General features: G+C 64.2%; 18 protein-coding genes. 10 read left to right on the top strand and 8 right to left on the bottom strand.

What is annotated here, in order from left to right:
• Window positions 1–204: 204 nt before the first annotated feature.
• Window positions 205–627, top strand: a complete 423-nt coding sequence (locus NKJ57_RS28300) for a metallopeptidase family protein (protein ID WP_023699282.1) — start codon at window positions 205–207, stop codon at window positions 625–627.
• Window positions 628–902: 275 nt separating this feature from the next.
• On the opposite strand, the gene NKJ57_RS28295 is transcribed toward NKJ57_RS28300, so the two are convergent.
• Window positions 903–1,109 carry a DUF1737 domain-containing protein gene (locus NKJ57_RS28295; protein ID WP_023673921.1) on the bottom strand — a complete coding sequence of 69 codons (207 nt, stop codon included), beginning with the start codon at window positions 1,107–1,109 and terminating at the stop codon, window positions 903–905.
• Between the two features lie 39 nt (window positions 1,110–1,148).
• Window positions 1,149–2,030 carry an HpcH/HpaI aldolase/citrate lyase family protein gene (locus NKJ57_RS28290; protein WP_023816096.1) on the bottom strand — a complete coding sequence of 294 codons (882 nt, stop codon included), beginning with the start codon at window positions 2,028–2,030 and terminating at the stop codon, window positions 1,149–1,151.
• 612 nt (window positions 2,031–2,642) lie between these two features.
• On the opposite strand from NKJ57_RS28290, the gene NKJ57_RS28285 reads away from it, so the two are divergent.
• The 4 genes from NKJ57_RS28285 to NKJ57_RS28270 are packed head-to-tail and all read left to right on the top strand — an operon-like array spanning window position 2,643 to window position 7,648.
• The gene (locus tag NKJ57_RS28285) at window positions 2,643–4,169 is read left to right on the top strand and encodes a DUF4153 domain-containing protein (protein ID WP_023816095.1); all 1,527 of its coding nucleotides are present in this window, start codon (window positions 2,643–2,645) and stop codon (window positions 4,167–4,169) included.
• A 4-nt stretch (window positions 4,170–4,173) separates the two neighbouring features.
• Window positions 4,174–4,869: a response regulator transcription factor gene (locus tag NKJ57_RS28280; protein WP_023683813.1), complete on the top strand. Its 696-nt coding sequence runs from the start codon at window positions 4,174–4,176 to the stop codon at window positions 4,867–4,869.
• Window positions 4,857–6,452, top strand: a complete 1,596-nt coding sequence (locus tag NKJ57_RS28275) for a sensor histidine kinase (RefSeq protein WP_023683814.1) — start codon at window positions 4,857–4,859, stop codon at window positions 6,450–6,452. Before NKJ57_RS28280 ends, NKJ57_RS28275 begins: the two co-directional genes overlap by 13 nt.
• Window positions 6,453–6,481: 29 nt before the next feature.
• Complete coding sequence (locus tag NKJ57_RS28270; protein ID WP_023706810.1) at window positions 6,482–7,648, top strand: NAD(P)/FAD-dependent oxidoreductase; 1,167 nt, start codon at window positions 6,482–6,484, stop codon at window positions 7,646–7,648.
• A gap of 209 nt (window positions 7,649–7,857) precedes the next feature.
• Here the strand turns inward: NKJ57_RS28270 and NKJ57_RS28265 are convergent, their stop codons facing one another.
• Together NKJ57_RS28265 and NKJ57_RS28260 are read right to left on the bottom strand one after the other, a co-directional pair.
• Window positions 7,858–8,589 carry a DUF72 domain-containing protein gene (locus NKJ57_RS28265; protein WP_023816094.1) on the bottom strand — a complete coding sequence of 244 codons (732 nt, stop codon included), beginning with the start codon at window positions 8,587–8,589 and terminating at the stop codon, window positions 7,858–7,860.
• Between the two features lie 144 nt (window positions 8,590–8,733).
• Window positions 8,734–9,159 carry a GNAT family N-acetyltransferase gene (locus NKJ57_RS28260; RefSeq protein ID WP_023687647.1) on the bottom strand — a complete coding sequence of 142 codons (426 nt, stop codon included), beginning with the start codon at window positions 9,157–9,159 and terminating at the stop codon, window positions 8,734–8,736.
• Window positions 9,160–9,326: 167 nt separating this feature from the next.
• Here NKJ57_RS28260 and leuD point away from each other — a divergent pair, with 167 nt between their 5' ends.
• The 5 genes from leuD to leuB all read left to right on the top strand — a co-directional run bounded on the left by leuD (window position 9,327) and on the right by leuB (window position 13,226).
• Window positions 9,327–9,932, top strand: a complete 606-nt coding sequence (gene leuD, locus NKJ57_RS28255; RefSeq protein ID WP_023694556.1) for a 3-isopropylmalate dehydratase small subunit — start codon at window positions 9,327–9,329, stop codon at window positions 9,930–9,932.
• 64 nt (window positions 9,933–9,996) lie between these two features.
• Window positions 9,997–10,920 (top strand): Ivy family c-type lysozyme inhibitor, encoded by a 924-nt coding sequence (locus NKJ57_RS28250; protein ID WP_023694555.1) that lies wholly within the window; start codon window positions 9,997–9,999, stop codon window positions 10,918–10,920.
• Window positions 10,921–11,226: 306 nt separating this feature from the next.
• Entirely contained in the window at window positions 11,227–11,610 is a 384-nt protein-coding gene (locus NKJ57_RS28245) for a RidA family protein (RefSeq protein WP_023683820.1), read from the top strand.
• 13 nt (window positions 11,611–11,623) lie between these two features.
• Window positions 11,624–11,974, top strand: coding sequence for a VOC family protein (locus NKJ57_RS28240; RefSeq protein ID WP_023740123.1), 351 nt, complete (start codon window positions 11,624–11,626; stop codon window positions 11,972–11,974).
• A 148-nt stretch (window positions 11,975–12,122) separates the two neighbouring features.
• Window positions 12,123–13,226, top strand: coding sequence for a 3-isopropylmalate dehydrogenase (gene leuB / locus NKJ57_RS28235; protein ID WP_352513769.1), 1,104 nt, complete (start codon window positions 12,123–12,125; stop codon window positions 13,224–13,226).
• 8 nt (window positions 13,227–13,234) lie between these two features.
• Here the strand turns inward: leuB and NKJ57_RS28230 are convergent, their stop codons facing one another.
• The 4 genes from NKJ57_RS28230 to NKJ57_RS28215 form a co-directional block, all read right to left on the bottom strand.
• Window positions 13,235–13,633: a MarR family winged helix-turn-helix transcriptional regulator gene (locus NKJ57_RS28230; protein WP_245259985.1), complete on the bottom strand. Its 399-nt coding sequence runs from the start codon at window positions 13,631–13,633 to the stop codon at window positions 13,235–13,237.
• A gap of 49 nt (window positions 13,634–13,682) precedes the next feature.
• A complete protein-coding gene (locus NKJ57_RS28225; protein ID WP_023694553.1) occupies window positions 13,683–14,111 on the bottom strand; it encodes an SRPBCC family protein in 429 nt (142 codons plus the stop codon).
• 193 nt (window positions 14,112–14,304) lie between these two features.
• The gene (locus NKJ57_RS28220) at window positions 14,305–15,027 is read right to left on the bottom strand and encodes a DUF805 domain-containing protein (RefSeq protein ID WP_352513768.1); all 723 of its coding nucleotides are present in this window, start codon (window positions 15,025–15,027) and stop codon (window positions 14,305–14,307) included.
• Window positions 15,028–15,109: 82 nt separating this feature from the next.
• Window positions 15,110–15,367 (bottom strand): hypothetical protein (locus tag NKJ57_RS28215; RefSeq protein WP_352513767.1); only part of this gene is annotated, 258 nt, incomplete at its 5' end.

Below are 15,367 nucleotides of genomic sequence, written 5' to 3'. Positions count from 1 at the left end.
TTCCTGTTATGTTCCTATAGATTCCAGAGGGTGCCGAAAGAGTCAAGCGGAGTCAGAAGGAATTTATTCCTTGATCAAAGGTAGCGAGCCAACCTTAGGCTTTGGTCGCAGTCATTCGGTGCAAAGAAACAGTCATTGGCCAGGGACCCGTCCATTTGCCGAGTCCGGAGGGAAAGCCTATATGCCGGGATCAAAGGACAAAGCATGGCCCGCATCTACAAGACCCGCACCTGGCACGACGAACTCTCGCCCTCGATCGAGGAGATGGAGTTTCTGGCGCTGGAGGCTTACGCGCATCTGCCCGACGATTTCCGCAAGCTGACCGGCGAGATCGTCATCATGATCGCCGAATTCCCGACCGACGAGATCATGGACGATCTGTCGCTGGAGACGCCGTTCGACCTGCTTGGCCTGTTCGAGGGCCGCGGCATCGCCGAGCGCTGGAACCCGCAGACCGGCGAGGGCCCGAACCGCATCACCCTCTACCGCCGCGCCATCCTCGACTACTGGGCCGAGAACGAAGAGACGCTGGGCGACATCGTCACCCATGTGCTGATCCACGAGATCGGTCACCATTTCGGCCTGTCGGACGATGATATGGAAAAGCTCGAAGAGGCGGCGGAATAGCCCCCGCCTTTGTCATCCCAGGGCGAAGCAGGAGCGAAGCTCCGTCGCGAAGACCCTGGGATCCATGCCGTGACGGCGGTGCAGGTGCCGCGGTGCAGGAAAGCAAGCGGTTCTGCGAACAGCACAGATCCGCAGTAACGAGCGCCGGCACAAGCGTCATCTGATCCGCTGCACTCTAGGGCAAACGGCACGGCATGGATCCTAGGGTCTGCGTCGCGTCGCTTCGCTCCTTGCTTCGCCCTAGGATGACGAAGACGCGGAGGTTGACGCCTTCCCTACCAATCACTCAGCTTCGTATCCGGCCCGTATTCCTGGCCGTCGATATCCTTCACCACCGCCTGGCCGCAGCGCATCGATTTGGTCTTCTTGTCGTAGGCGTAGGTCGGCGAGCCGTACAGGTGCCAGCCCTTGTTCAGCGCCGCGGTCACCTTGTGGCAGAAGGTTGAATCGTCGGGGGCGGACAAAAAGCGGTAAAGTCTCATGGGTCAGGTCCTGTCGTGAGTTCGTCTTTTCGGGGCGGATCATGCGCCGATGGCGGCGGCCTTCGCCAGCAGTTTCTCGGCTTGCACCAGGTGCAGCCGTTCGACCATCCTGCCATCCAGCGCAATCACGCCCTTGCCGGCATTTTCGGGCAAGGCGAAAGCCTCTTTCACCGCGTGCGCCTCGGCCAAGGCTTCGGGCGCGGGCGCAAAGGCGCGGTTGGCGATTTCGATCTGGGCGGGGTGGATCAGCGTCTTGCCGTCGAAGCCCATGGCGGCGGCTTCCGTGCATTCGCGCGCAAACGCGTCGAGGTCGCGAAAATCGTTGGAGACGCCGTCGAGCATGTCGATGCCGCCGGCTCGCGCCGCCAGCACCATCTGCATCAGCCAAGGCACGAGGTAGCGCCGATCAGGCGTCGCCAGAATGCCGGTTTCCTTGACCAGATCGTTCGTTCCGGCAACGAAACAATTTAGCCGCGAAGCGCGATCGCGGCCGAGTTCGGCAATGGCGCCGATATTGAGCATGGCTTTGGGCGTCTCGATCATCGCCCAGAGCTTGACGCTGTCGGGGGCAAAATTATCGTCGAGCACGTCGCCGACTTCGAGGATGTCACGCGGCGTGGCGACCTTGGACAACAGGATGCCGTCGGGCTCGAATTTCGCCGCGGCCAGCAAATCGTCGTTGCCCCATTCGCTGGACAGCGCGTTGACGCGCACGATCATCTCGCAGCGGCGTTTCGGTCGGCTGGCGAAAATGCCGGCCAGTTTGTCCCGCGCGGCGATCTTGTCTGAGGGCGCGACGGCGTCTTCGAGGTCGATGATCACGGCATCGCAGGCCAGCGTCGCGATCCTGGCCAGCGCCTTGTCGTTGGAGGCGGGGACGTAAAGCACCGAGCGGCGCGGGCGGTAAGGTTCGCTTGTCATGGCCGATCTATGCCGCGTGGGGGCGGGTGAGGCAAGCGTCCGACCGGTACCTGATGACGAGCCAACTGCGAAAGCTTGCGCTGCCCGCCCGTCCCGCAGCAGTTGCGGAAGGGGGGCCTTTCCTCTCCCCCGTCGATCGGGGGAGAGGTGTCGAGCGAAGCTCGACGGAGTGGGGGTCGACCCATGCGCTCAGTGCCCTTCCGATGTCCGTTCGCGGCGATTGCCAGGTGGTTCCCCCACTCCGTCTCGGCTTCGCCGAGCCACCTCTCCCCCCTCCGGAGGGAGAGGAAAGGAGCCTGGCTGGGACAGCGCCAACGTCCGGAAAGATGGGGGGGAGCGCCCCGGCCGTAAGCACAGGTCCTGCACGAAAACTGCACATCCCTGCGGAAAACCTCCTCCGCTCCGCCCCGCCGTTTCCATGCGAGCCCGCGACAACAGCGGCATGCAACAGCGAAACGCTCACCTTTGGTCCTTGCCCTATCGCCTGCGCAGCGAAAGCTGGTGGTTGGTCGATCCGCCCCGGGCGGCGGCCCGCCCTTACCTGGAAGCGAGCCTGCTCCCTTTTATCCGCCCACCGGCCGAGCGGACCCAGCCCATCAGGAAAATCCGCGCATGACATCGTTTGCAAGCTTTTCCAGCCGCTTCGGCATCGCCGTCCTGCTCGTGGCGCTGGCGGATTTTTTCTTTTACGGCCAGCCCGCCGGGATCACGGTGCTGCTGTTTGCCATCCTGATCGCCGGCGCGGTGGTCGCTGTGCATCCTGCCGCGCTGAATTCCACCCGACCCTGGCTCAAGCCGGCCGCTTTGTTCGTCGCGCTGCTGCCGCTGGCCGAGAACGTCAGCCCGCTGTCGGTGGCGATAGCTGTCGTGGCGCTGGTGGTGTTTGCGCTGTCCCTGTCCGGGCGGCTACGGCACGGCATCGCCCGCATTGCCGGCCAGGTGGCGCTGTTCCTGCTGGCGGCGCCGCTGCGCCTTATCCGTGACTTTTTCCAATGGCGCCGCACGGTGCGCCGGCTTGGCGGCCGCCGCATCCGCCTGGCGTCCATCATCGTCTGGGTCATGCCGGTGACGCTGGGCGCGGTGTTCCTGTTCTTGTTCGGCGCCGCCAATCCGGTCATCGAATACTGGCTGTCGCTGATCGACCTGATGAAGCTGCTCGATCTCATCCAGCTGGCGCGGATCGTCTTCTGGCTGTTCGTGATCGCCGGCGTCTGGGCTTTCCTGCGGCCTCGCCTGCCGCGTTTCCCGCGCCGCCTTCCACCTTTGACGCCGCCTGCAGCCGTGGCCGCACCGGCCGCGACTAAACCAGCGACAACGATCGAGGCCGTCGTCTTCGGCAAGGCCGCGATCCTGCGCGCGCTGATCGTCTTCAACGCCTTGTTTGCGCTGCAGACCGGGCTCGACGCAGCCTATCTCTGGGGTGGGGTCGCCCTGCCGGACGGGTTGAGCTATGCCGCCTATGCGCATCGCGGCGCCTATCCACTGATCGCCACCGCGCTGCTGGCCGCCGGCTTCGTGCTGGCGGCGCTGCGGCCGGGCAGCGAAACCTCAGGCGATCCGCTGATCCGCCGGCTGGTCTATGCCTGGGTGGCGCAGAACATCGTGCTGGTCATCTCGTCGATTCTCAGGCTCGATCTCTATATCGGCGTCTATGCACTGACCTACTGGCGCATCGCCGCCTTCGTCTGGATGGGGTTGGTGGCGTCAGGGCTTGCACTGATCATTGCCCGCATCGCGGTTGGAAAATCCAACGAATGGCTGCTCTCCGCCAATCTTGCGACGCTATCGGCGACGCTTTATGTCTGCTGCTTCATCAACTTCGCCGCAACGATCGCCAATTTCAATGTCGACCATTCCCTTGAAATGACCGGTGACGGCACGCCTATCGATACCGAATATCTGCGCTCGCTCGGCGCTGCCGCCATGCCGGCGCTGGACCGCCTCTACATGCACCAATTCGGAAACCAAACCACCTATCTGGCCGAGCAAATGATGATCGACGACACTATCGCCGAGCAGAAGCAGTGGCGCGCCTGGAGCTTTCGCGGCTGGAGGCTCGTGCAGGTTCTCGACAAGAGAGGTCCGCTCGTGCTTCCTCCCCCTACCCAGCCCTCGCAACCTTCAGTGCCGGACCGTTAGATCCATGCCGCATCAGATCCTGGTCGCCGACGACGATCCGCACATACGCGAGGTCATCTGCTTTGCGCTGGAAAAGGCCGGGATGAAGACGCAAGCGGTGGCCGACGGCGCGGCCGCCTTGCAGGCGATCGAGCGCCGCGAGCCCGACCTCGTCGTGCTCGACATAGGCATGCCGGAGATGGACGGGCTGGAGGTCTGCCGGCGGCTCAGACAACGCTCCGATGTGCCGGTGTTGTTCCTGTCGGCGCGTGACGAAGAAATCGACCGTATCCTTGGACTGGAGATGGGCGGCGACGACTATGTGACGAAACCGTTCAGCCCGCGTGAACTGGTGGCGCGCGTCAATGTCATCCTGCGTCGCGCCCGCCCGCTGGCGCCGGATCCGGCCGATGACAGGGCCTTTGCGCATGGCAAGCTCAGCCTGGTGCCGGCCAGCCACGGCGCCAGTTTCGACGGCAAGGCGCTGGCGCTGACGGCGATCGAATTCTCGATCCTGAAGGGATTTCTGGCGCGGCCGGCGCATGTGCTGGGGCGCGACCTGGTGGTCGCCAGCGCCTATGCCGCCAACATCCATGTCGCCGACCGTACCGTCGACAGCCACATCCGCAACATCCGCGCCAAGCTGGCGGCGGCGGGCTGTCTCGACGCCATCGAGACCGTGCATGGCGTCGGTTTCCGGCTCGGCCGATGCGGCGCCTGAGCGACGCCAAATGGATCGGCACCAAATGGCGGCCAAGGCTGGCCACGGTGGTTCTCGCCATCCTCATCATGGTGCTGGCGCTGCCGCTGGTCGGCTTGTTCTTCTTCCGGCTCTACGAAAACCAGCTGATCCGCCAGACCGAGGGCGAGCTGATCGCGCAAGGCGCCGTCATCGCCGCCATCTATGCGCAGAATATCAGTGACGCCGCCATTGCCCCGGAGAAGCTTGGGGTGCCGATGCAGGCTGACAGCGGCGAAGCCAGCCGCGGCGACGACACGCCTTACCAGCCGATCGAGCCTACCCTCGATCTCGCCTCCGACTATTTGCTGCCGACCCGGCCCGCCGGCATTGCCGCCGCCACCGATCCAGCCTTCACGGCCATCGGCGCGCGACTGTCCGGCATTCTCGACACGACGCAAAAAACCACGCTGGCCGGCTTCCGGCTGCTCGATCCCAAGGGCGTCGTCATTGCCGGGCGCGACGAGGTCGGACTATCCCTGGCCAATGTCGAGGAGGTGCGCGAGGCCCTTGCCGGCCGCTATGCCAGCGCATTGAGGCAACGAATCCCCGATCAGCCGCCGCCGCCGCTCTATTCGGTCAGCCGCGGCACGAAAGTTCGTGTCTTCGTCGCCATGCCGATTGCGGTCGCTGGCCACGTCGCCGGCGTGATCTATCTCTCCCGGACGCCGAACAACATCGTCAAACATCTCTATGGCGAACGCGGCAAGGTGACGCTGGCGGCCATTGCCATGCTGTTCGGCACGCTGCTGATCGCGCTGGTCTTCCTGCGCACCGTCAGCCGGCCGATCTACGCGCTGATGGAGCGCACCAGGCGCATCGCCGCCGGCGACCGCGACGCGATCCGGCCGCTCGACCATCACGGCACGCGCGAAATGGCGGAGCTGTCCGCCGCCTTTCTCGACATGGCCGAAAAGCTGCAAGCGCGCTCCGACAGCATCCAGACTTTTGCCACCCATGTCTCGCACGAGCTCAAATCGCCGCTGACGGCGATCCAGGGCGCGGCCGAGCTGCTGCGCGATTCCGGCGAGGCGATGGATGCCGCCGAGCGCAAGCGGTTCTCCGGCAACATCGTCAATGACGCCGGCCGGCTCAATCTGCTGGTGCGTCGCCTGCTCGACCTGGCGCGCGCCGAAAATCTGGCGCCGAGCGGCGAAAGCACATCGCTCGATGCAGCGCTGGCGCTGCTTCCGGTCGATGGCCGGCTGGCGGTCAACATTGAGGCGGGTGGCGAAATCGGCCTGCGGATATCAGCCGAGAATGCGGCGATCGTGCTTGCCAATCTGATCGACAATTCGGCCAGGCACGGAGCCACCCAGGTTCTTCTCTCTGCGGCCACCGCCGACGGCAAGGCGACCGTTGCGGTCAGCGATGACGGCGCCGGTATTTCGCCGAGCAACAGGGCCCGCATTTTCGAGCCGTTCTTCACCACGCGCCGTGAGTCCGGCGGCACCGGCATGGGCCTCGGCATCGTGCTGGCCCTCCTGAAAGCGCATGATGGCACGATCGCGCTGGTTGACTCCGGACGCGGCACGCGCTTCGAGATCATTGTGCCGGCGGCGTGAAGCATACCGGCGGCCGGATCGGAGAAAACGTGCGCTACGACATTGTCATCATCGGCGGGGCCATCGTCGGCTCCTCTGTCGCCTATTATCTGCGCGAGGAAGGCTTTACCGGCTCGATTGCGCTGATCGAACGCGATCCGCAATTCGCCCATGCGGCAACGACGCTGTCCATGGCCTCGATCCGTCAGCAATTCTCGATCCCGGAAAACATCCGGCTGTCGCAGTTCACGCTAAACCTGTTCCGGCGGCTGAAGGAGACCTTCGGCGCCGATGCCGATATCGGCTTTCGCGAGGGCGGCTATCTCATCCTGGCCGGCGAGGCCGGGTTGCCGATCCTGAAAGCCAACCACGAGGCGCAGGTCGCCGAGGGCGCCAACATTCTGCTCGAGGATGCCGACCAGCTGGCAAAGCGCTTTTCGTGGCTGTCGACGGAAGGCATCAGCGCCGGCGCCTTCGGCCGCAGCGGCGAGGGCTGGTTCGACGCTCATGCGATGCTGACGCTGTTCCGCAAGGCGCTGCGCGACAGACAAATCGATTTCATCGCCGCCGACGTCACCGGCATCGAGAGGCAGGGCAACCGCGTCACCGGCGTGGACCTCGACAATGGCGAAAGACTGCAAGCCGGCATCGTCGTCAATGCCGCCGGGCCGAATGCCGGCAGGGTGGCCGGCATGGCGGGACTCGTGCTGCCCGTCGAGCCGCGCAAGCGCAACGTTTTCGTCTTCGAGGCGCGGGAAAAATACGCCGACATGCCGCTGCTGGTCGACCCATCCGGCATCTATGTCCGGCCGGAAGGCTCGGTCTATCTCACCGGCGGCGCCGAGCCGGAGGAGGGCGATGGCCCCGCCGACCCCCGGGATTTCGGCGTCGACTGGCCGCTGTTCGAAGAGGTGATCTGGCCGGTGCTGGCAACCCGCATTCCGGCTTTCGAAGCAATCAAGCCGACCCGCGCCTGGGCCGGCCATTACGACTACAACACGCTCGACCAGAACGCGGTCATCGGACCGCATCCCGAGGTCGAGAATTTCATCTTCGCCAACGGTTTTTCCGGCCACGGCCTGCAGCAGGCGCCGGCCGTCGGCAAGGCGCTGGCGGAGTTGTTGGTGCATGGCGGGTATCGGACGGTGGATTGCTCGGCGTTTGGGTACGAACGGGTGGCCGAAGGTCGGGCGTTTCGGGAATTGAACGTGATTTGAGGCGGGCGGAATAGGATCGCTCTGTCGAGTTCCCGCCCACCCCCCTCTGCCCTGCCGGGCATCTCCCCCGCAAGGGGGGAGATGGCAGCTTCGGCGAAGGCGCCATTCTTGCAACGTCGGAGATTGGCGAAAACGGTCGCGGCATCTGATCTCCCCCCTTGCGGGGGAGATGGCCGGCAGGCCAGAGGGGGGTGCTGTCCCGCGAGAGTCTAAGCAACCATCGCACTGACAGCCATCGCGTTGCCCAGCGCATGCCCGGCGGCCGTGTTGTCGAAAATGCCCCAGACCTCTGCGCCGGAAACTGCCGCTGCTTCCACTTGCCGCGCAAACCGGTCGAGCGTTTCGGCATCGTAACCCGAATAGTAGATCCGCGGCGCGCCGTGCCAGCGGAAATAGGCAAGGCCGGGCCAGCCACCTGGCCCTGCTGCCTCCGGAACCGAAGCCGGGTCGGCGGCGACCCGTGCGACCTGGTGACCGGCCAGCAGTGCGTCCGCCTCGGCACTGAACCAGGTGGGATGGCGCGGCTCGCATGCCAGCCTTGCCCGGATACGCCTGCCCAACATGTCGAAGAAGCCGCCGGCGACCTCCGGCTCGAAGGGCAAGCTCGGCGGCAGCTGCACCAGAAGCACGCTCAGCTTTTCGCCGAGACCTTCGACCTGCCCGAGAAAGTCCTCCGTCAGCCCCTCGCAATCGGCGAGGCGATGATCATGGGTCATGTTCTTCGGTGCCTTGACCGCGAAGCGGAAGTGCTCCGGCACGGCGTGCGCCCAGCGCTCATAGGTCTCGCGGCGGTGCGGCTTGTAGAACGTGGTGTCGATCTCGACGGCCGGAAAGCGTTTTCCGTAACGTTCGAGATGCGAACCGGATTGCGGAAAGTCAGCCTTGTATCGAGACGGAATTCCCCAGCCGGCGGTGCCTATCAGAGATCGGCGATTTCCCATCCTGCGGATTTGGACCGGATGAAGCGCGGGTCAAGGGCGACAAAGGAGGCGTTGCTCCGCGGTGTCCTGAACACCGTTCCGCATTGCCGAGAACCTTGCCCGCCTTGACTGCCCAACCCGATCGGCAATTGCGCTCGACGCTCGTTAGCCCTCGCGGGAGAACCAGAACGCGTCGGCCATTCGCGTCATGCCGATACGCTCATAGAAGCCGACGGCGTCGGGCATCGAGATCAGGCTGATGGCGACCGAAGGCCCAAGCTGCCGGCGGGCCGCGTCCATCAGGCCCTTGCCGATGCCGAGGCCTTGCGCAGATTGGGATACGGCGAGCTCTGAGACATAGCACACCCAGGAAAAGTCGGTGATGGCCCTGATAACGCCTATCAGCGGCCTGCCTTCGATGTCGAGCCGCGCCGTCAGCACCAGGTTCGCGGCCGAAAGCATCGCCTGCAGCCGGGCGTCGTCATCGACGGGGCGTGTTTCGCCGAGCGTGGATTCGACCAGCACGCGGCGGAATTCGGCGACGTCGAGCTCAGGCTCCCGGGCATAGATAATCTTCGATTGTGCGGTCATGGGCGTAAGGTGCACCAACGGCAGCTGGTTTTAAAGACAGTGCCGCGCCGATCTTTCGATCGGGGCCGCGCACCAACAGTTGCCTTTTATTTGCCGGCGGCTTTGTGTAAACCGGGCGCCAGCAAACCCTGACGCAACGAATTATCGATCAAGAACGGGCAAAAGCCATGGAAAAATTCACCAAGCTCACCGGCGTCGCCGCACCGATGCCGATCGTCAATGTCGACACCGACATGATCATCCCCAAGGATTATCTCAAGACGATCAAGCGCACCGGGCTCGGCAGCGGCCTGTTCGCCGAAATGCGCTACAAGGACGATGGCTCGGAAAACCCCGACTTCGTGCTCAACAAGCCAGCCTACCGCAAGGCGCAGATCCTGGTCGCCGGCGACAATTTCGGCTGCGGTTCGAGCCGCGAACACGCGCCGTGGGCGCTGCTCGATTTCGGCATTCGCTGCGTCATCTCGACGTCGTTCGCCGACATTTTCTACAACAACTGCTTCAAGAACGGCATCCTGCCGATCACCGTCAGCCCCGAAGACCTGGAGAAGCTGATGGACGACGCCTCGCGCGGCTCCAATGCGACGGTGTCGGTCGACCTCGAGGCCAAGGAAATCCGCGGCCCCGACGGCGGCGTGGTCACCTTCGACCTCGACGACTTCAAGCGCCACTGCCTGCTGAACGGTCTCGACGATATCGGCCTGACCATGGAGAAGGCCGGCGCCATCGCCTCGTTCGAGAAGAAGAACGCTGCCGAGCGTCCTTGGGCCTGAGTGGTACGAGATGGCCCGGCCGCCACAAAGCCGGGTTCGTGGCGGCTGAACGGAGGGGACAGTCATGACACGTTTTCTTCTTGCCGGCGCCTGCGCGCTGGCGTGGATGCTGATGCCGGTGGCCGGCGCGCAAGCACAGACCGACACGGTCCTCGTGCCGGCAGAAGATCCGTCCGCCGCCGATCCGGGCGCGTCGAGCAATGCGGCCCTGGCGGACGATGACAGCCAGGGGCCGGTCCCGTTCGAGGGCGGGCAGCTGACCATCACCCAGCCGGAGCAGGATGGCGAAAAGGTGCTGGCCTATGACGGCAAGCAGCTGGCCAGCAATTACGACGTGTTCTTCGACAGAACAGTCAAGGTCGGCGGCGTCGACGTGGCGCTGGTCGATGTCGGCGACGGCGGCAACCAGTGCGGCCCGGCCAAGGTCATCGTCTGGAAGCCGGAAGGCGGCGAGATACAAAGCCTCAAGGTCGAACAGGACGAATGCGGCGCGCCGCCGGCGGCGGTGGCCGACAACGCCATCTTTTTCGTGCCGTATCTGTTGCCGGGCGATACGAAGCAAGCGCTGCAATGGTCGCCCAGCGACGGGCTGACGATCTCGGGCGACCTGACCTACGCGCCGGAGCCGGGTACGGACTGGAAGGACGTCGATCCGGCCAAATACCAGAACATCATCGACGCCTTCCACAATGAGGCCGTCTACAAGGCGGCGCAGACGCTACTCGGCGACACCATGCCCGACATGGCGACCAGCCTGCTGGTCGGCGGCGGCACCGAAAAGACGGCGTCGGGCGCCTTCTACGCCACCGGCTGCGTGCCGCACGCATGCGGCAGCAATGACGGTTTCATGGCGGTCGACCCGGCCAAGCACACGCTCTACTTCGCCCGGCGCGGCGACAATGGCGAGCCGCAGGCGTGGCCTGACGTGAAGACCTGGCCTGCGGATGTGAAGGAAGCAATGGACAAGGCGCAGGAGTCGGGGAACTAGAGTTCGCGGCAGCGCGGCGAACAATCGGTGTTCATGCTTGTTCCGTCGCGATCCGTCACACCCCCCTCTGCCCTGCCGGGCATCTCCCGCTCAAGGGGGGAGATCAGACGTCACTCTGGCTTTCGCCAATCGCAAATGTGGAAAGCGAGAAAGGCGTCCGAACTGCTAATCTCCCCCCTTGAGGGGGAGATGGCCGGCAGGCCAGAGGGGGGTGCTGTCCCGCCGACGACCAAGATTTGCACCTGACTTGGCCCATGGCCTGGCCGGTCCTTTCCTGCAAAGTGTCCGAAACCACAGCGAGGCTCCATGCGCACACTCATCTCCACCGGTTCGCCCTTCGAAAAAACCGCCGGCTATTCGCGCGCGGTGGTGCAGGGCGACTGGTGCTTCGTGTCGGGAACGACCGGCTACGACTATGCGACGATGACCATGCCGGAAACGGTGGAGGCGCAGACGCGCAATTGCCTGGCGACCATCGCGGAGGCGCTGAGGGATGGCGGCTTCGACATGGCCGATGTGGTGCGGGCGCATTACTACATCACAGACCGGGCCATCGTGGACGTCGTCTTCCCCATCCTCGGCGAGGCTTTCGGCGAGATCAGGCCGGCGGCGACGATGATCGTGTGCCAGCTCAACAAGCCGGAAATGAAGATCGAGATCGAAGTCACGGCGCTGCGGCGCACGGCTTGAGGAGGCCAAAGCCATGACGGTCCGGCGCATCGTAGCCAATATCGGGACGCAGGACGCGGCGGCGGCGAAACGCTTCTATCAGGACGTGCTTGGCCTCGATGTGCTGATGGATCAGGGCTGGATCGTCACCTACGGGTCCGACGAACGGATGCAGGTGCAGATCAGCTTCATGGCCCAGGGCGGCTCCGGCACGCCGGTGCCGGACCTCTCCATCGAGGTCGACGATGTCGATGCGGCGCTGCAAGGCATGAGGGCCGCCGGCTTTGCCGTCGAATACGGTCCGGCCGACGAGCCGTGGGGCGTACGGCGGTTTTATGTGCGCGATCCGTTCGGCCGGTTGGTGAATATTTTGTCGCACAAGTGATTTGTTCCTCTCCCCCGCCTCTGGCCACGGCGAGGAACCCAGGTCTTGAGAGGCGGGCGCCGTCGTAGCGTTCTTCATCCCCTTGCGCCGCAAGCTCTTGGCGTTTAGCAAGGCCGCGGTTTCTCCAAACAGCATCGGACGGTTCTCCATGGCTTCGAAAAATCTTCTCCTGCTCGCCGGCGACGGCATCGGCCCCGAGGCGATGGCCGAGGTGAAGAAGCTGATCGCGGCCATGAACGCAAAGCTCGGCAGCGGTTTTGCCACTGATGAAGGCTTGGTCGGCGGCTGTGCCTACGACGCGCATGGCGCGGCGATTTCGGATGGCGACATGGCAAAGGCGATGGCTGCGGACGCCGTGCTGTTCGGCGCCGTCGGCGGGCCGAAATGGGACAAGGTGCCTTACGAGGTGCGTCCCGAGGCCGGGTTGCTACGGCTGCGCAAGGATATGGAGCTGTTCGCCAATCTCCGGCCCGCCATCTGCTATCCGGCGCTGGCCGCGTCGTCCTCGCTGAAGCAGGAAGTCGTCGAGGGCCTCGACATAATGATCGTGCGCGAGCTTACCGGCGGAGTCTATTTCGGCGAGCCGAAGCAGATCATCGATCTCGGCAACGGCCAGAAGCGCGGCATCGACACGCAGGTCTACGACACGTTCGAGATCGAGCGCATTTCCGGCGTCGCTTTTGAGCTGGCGCGCACGCGCAAGAACCACGTGACATCGATGGAAAAGCGCAACGTGATGAAATCCGGGGTGCTGTGGAACGAGGTCGTCACCCAGACCCACGCAGCCAGATATGCTGACGTCAAGCTCGACCACATGCTGGCCGATGCCGGCGGCATGCAGCTGGTGCGCTGGCCAAAGCAGTTCGACGTCATCGTCACCGACAATCTGTTCGGCGACATGCTGTCCGACATCGCCGCCATGCTGACCGGATCGATCGGCATGCTGCCGTCGGCCTCGCTCGGCGCGCCCGATGTGAAGACCAGGAAGCGCAAGGCGCTGTACGAGCCGGTGCATGGCTCGGCGCCCGACATTGCGGGACAGGGCATCGCCAACCCGATCGCCATGATCGCGTCGTTTGCCATGTGCCTGCGCTACTCCTTCGGCATGGTCGATGAGGCCGACAAGCTCGAAGGCGCCATAGCCGCCGTGCTCGACGACGGGCTGCGGACGAAGGATATTATGTCCGAGGGCATGACCGAAGTCGGCACTGTCGCAATGGGCGATGCCATCATCGCCAAGTTCCTGGCTTAGCGGCCGACTCAGCGGATCTCGCCGGCCAGCCGTTTCAGCAGGCCGACGAGTTGCGCCTCATCCACGGCTGAGAAAAAAGCAGCGTCGGCGGCTTCGACGGCGACGATAGCGCGCTGGACTGCGGCCGTCCCCGTCGTGGAGACGCGGATCACCTTGGCGCGGGAATCCCGCGGGTTGGTGTCCCGCACAATCAGTCCCTTTGCCTCGAGCCGGGCGACGACGTCCGATGTCATCTTCACCTCGGTGCCGGCCTGGGCGGCGAGCTGCACCTGGTTGGGCGGCTCGCCATAGCGGCCGAGCCACATCGCCGAAGCCAGCAGCACGAACTGGACATGGGTAAGGTCAAGCGGGGCCAGCGCCGCCGTCATGACGCGCTGCCAGCGCATGGTGGTTCGCCAGAGCAGCAAGCCGGGGCTCTCGGATGGTCCGCTGAAGCGCGTGTTCAGATCCCCCCGATCAGCCACCGTTCGCCAACACCCTTGCCTGCTCGAACAGTTTGGCCATCGAAGTGTCGAAATCGCCGCTGATCTGCGGCCCGAGCTCTGGTCCGACCTCGGCGGCCGATGGGCCGGAAATCTCGAGGCGATGAGTCACTTGAGTGCCACCCTCGACCGGCGTCAGCGTATGCCTGAACAGCAGTTTCGTGTCGCCGAACGAGGTCTCGTCGGCATACGTCACAGTGTCGACAAGATCGACGATCGTCGATTCGAAGGTGTCCTGCCCGACGGGCGTTACAGAGACGCGGGTGCCCTTGGCGAACGGGCCGTGCAGCACGAAGGTATCGGACCCTTCGTAGGTGAGGCGGCCTTCGTGCAGCGCCTTGAGCGCGTTCCAGATGGCCTGCGCCGAAAGGGGGGAAATTGCGGTGTACTCGTTGGTCCACATTTGTCTTGGCTCCATTATCCGTTTTCGATCGTCGATTTGATGATTGCACAGATTATCTGTGCACAGACTAAATGGCAAGAGAAATATTTCGTTCGTTCGGTCAAAACAGCAGCTGCCTTCCCGGCTGCCACCTAAGCCATTGTTATAGCACGGCTGTCCGCAAACAGCCGGCTGCTCATTTCTTGGTGCGGGTCTAGGCTCCGCCTCCTCCAGGCACCGGCCCCCACTGGTTTTCGTGGGCCTGGGTCGGGATCAATCCGAGGATCAGCGCGAGGATCAGCGTAGCCGGAGCGAACATGAAGGTGATTGCGAAGTAAGGTATTGCCAGCCAGCCGGTCAGGCCGATGTCGTGCAAGCGGCGCACGACGAGCCCGACCCAGGGCAGGAACGTCGCTAGCCAAAACAGCCCCCAGACGCCGATCATCACAATCGGCCAGTTGCCGGCATCGAAATTGCCGACGGCCTGGTCGGCGAGGGCGCCGGCAATTCCGACCAGGATGAAGCTGACGGTCCAGAACAGGCAGTAGCCCCAGAATTCCTTGCGGCGGGCGCGTTCGGCGAAGTTGATGTAGTTGCGCGTCACGCCTCGCCAGAAATAACCCGGCAGTCCGCTATCACGAGCCGCGCCGTCTTCCGCCAGGCGGCCGAAATGCTGTGGCGCGGCTGAAGCGGCAGCCGCCTTGGGCGGCGCGGCGCTTGCCGCTGGCGCAGCGGTGGCGGGACTGGCGGGCTGGGCGCGGATTGAAAAAACGTCGCGCGCCTGACCGCTTGCCGGCAGAAACTCGACCACGGCGCCGTTCGCGATCACGGTATCACGGCGCAGATCCTCGCGCGCGAAGGTGTAGCGGTTGCCGTCCGCCCCGGCGATGAAGCCGAAACCCTGGGCCTCGTCATAGTGAAGAACTTCGCCGCGCATTTAGCCTTGCCCCCGTGCAGGCACAGACTGTTCAAAGTTGCGGCGGACTGCAAGGGGTTGGACGAAATGGAGGGTAAACGGTTCAGGCATGAGTTGCTTCATTTTCCCGTCCGTTGGCGCTGCCCCTCACCTGCCTGCCGGCATCCTCTCCCGTATAGTGGCGGGGAGAGGGGTCGCTGTTATCGACGATTCCGCCAATCGCCAACGTTGCAAGAAGAGCGCCAAGGCTGCGGTCAGTGTCCAGCCGATAGATGGGTAACACTTTGAACCGGATACATAGGTGACACTTCTCTCCCCCTATGCGTCCGCCGCAGCGCCAAGCGGATTGGTTGGCGCGGCG

It is taken from the genome of Mesorhizobium sp. M0077, from assembly GCF_040322955.1.
Classification (GTDB): domain Bacteria; phylum Pseudomonadota; class Alphaproteobacteria; order Rhizobiales; family Rhizobiaceae; genus Mesorhizobium.
This window is presented reverse-complemented; position numbering and strand designations above follow the sequence as displayed.

Bases quoted from the DNA above. Each gene is read 5' to 3' on its own strand.
- NKJ57_RS28300 (WP_023699282.1), top strand. From the start codon at position 205: ATGGCCCGCATCTACAAGACCCGCACCTGGCACGACGAACTCTCGCCC.
- NKJ57_RS28295 (WP_023673921.1), bottom strand. From the start codon at position 1,109: ATGAGACTTTACCGCTTTTTGTCCGCCCCCGACGATTCAACCTTCTGC.
- NKJ57_RS28290 (WP_023816096.1), bottom strand. From the start codon at position 2,030: ATGACAAGCGAACCTTACCGCCCGCGCCGCTCGGTGCTTTACGTCCCC.
- NKJ57_RS28285 (WP_023816095.1), top strand. From the start codon at position 2,643: ATGACATCGTTTGCAAGCTTTTCCAGCCGCTTCGGCATCGCCGTCCTG.
- NKJ57_RS28280 (WP_023683813.1), top strand. From the start codon at position 4,174: ATGCCGCATCAGATCCTGGTCGCCGACGACGATCCGCACATACGCGAG.
- NKJ57_RS28275 (WP_023683814.1), top strand. From the start codon at position 4,857: ATGCGGCGCCTGAGCGACGCCAAATGGATCGGCACCAAATGGCGGCCA.
- NKJ57_RS28265 (WP_023816094.1), bottom strand. From the start codon at position 8,589: ATGGGAAATCGCCGATCTCTGATAGGCACCGCCGGCTGGGGAATTCCG.
- NKJ57_RS28260 (WP_023687647.1), bottom strand. From the start codon at position 9,159: ATGACCGCACAATCGAAGATTATCTATGCCCGGGAGCCTGAGCTCGAC.
- leuD (WP_023694556.1), top strand. From the start codon at position 9,327: ATGGAAAAATTCACCAAGCTCACCGGCGTCGCCGCACCGATGCCGATC.
- NKJ57_RS28250 (WP_023694555.1), top strand. From the start codon at position 9,997: ATGACACGTTTTCTTCTTGCCGGCGCCTGCGCGCTGGCGTGGATGCTG.
- NKJ57_RS28245 (WP_023683820.1), top strand. From the start codon at position 11,227: ATGCGCACACTCATCTCCACCGGTTCGCCCTTCGAAAAAACCGCCGGC.
- NKJ57_RS28240 (WP_023740123.1), top strand. From the start codon at position 11,624: ATGACGGTCCGGCGCATCGTAGCCAATATCGGGACGCAGGACGCGGCG.
- leuB (WP_352513769.1), top strand. From the start codon at position 12,123: ATGGCTTCGAAAAATCTTCTCCTGCTCGCCGGCGACGGCATCGGCCCC.
- NKJ57_RS28225 (WP_023694553.1), bottom strand. From the start codon at position 14,111: ATGTGGACCAACGAGTACACCGCAATTTCCCCCCTTTCGGCGCAGGCC.
- NKJ57_RS28220 (WP_352513768.1), bottom strand. From the start codon at position 15,027: ATGCGCGGCGAAGTTCTTCACTATGACGAGGCCCAGGGTTTCGGCTTC.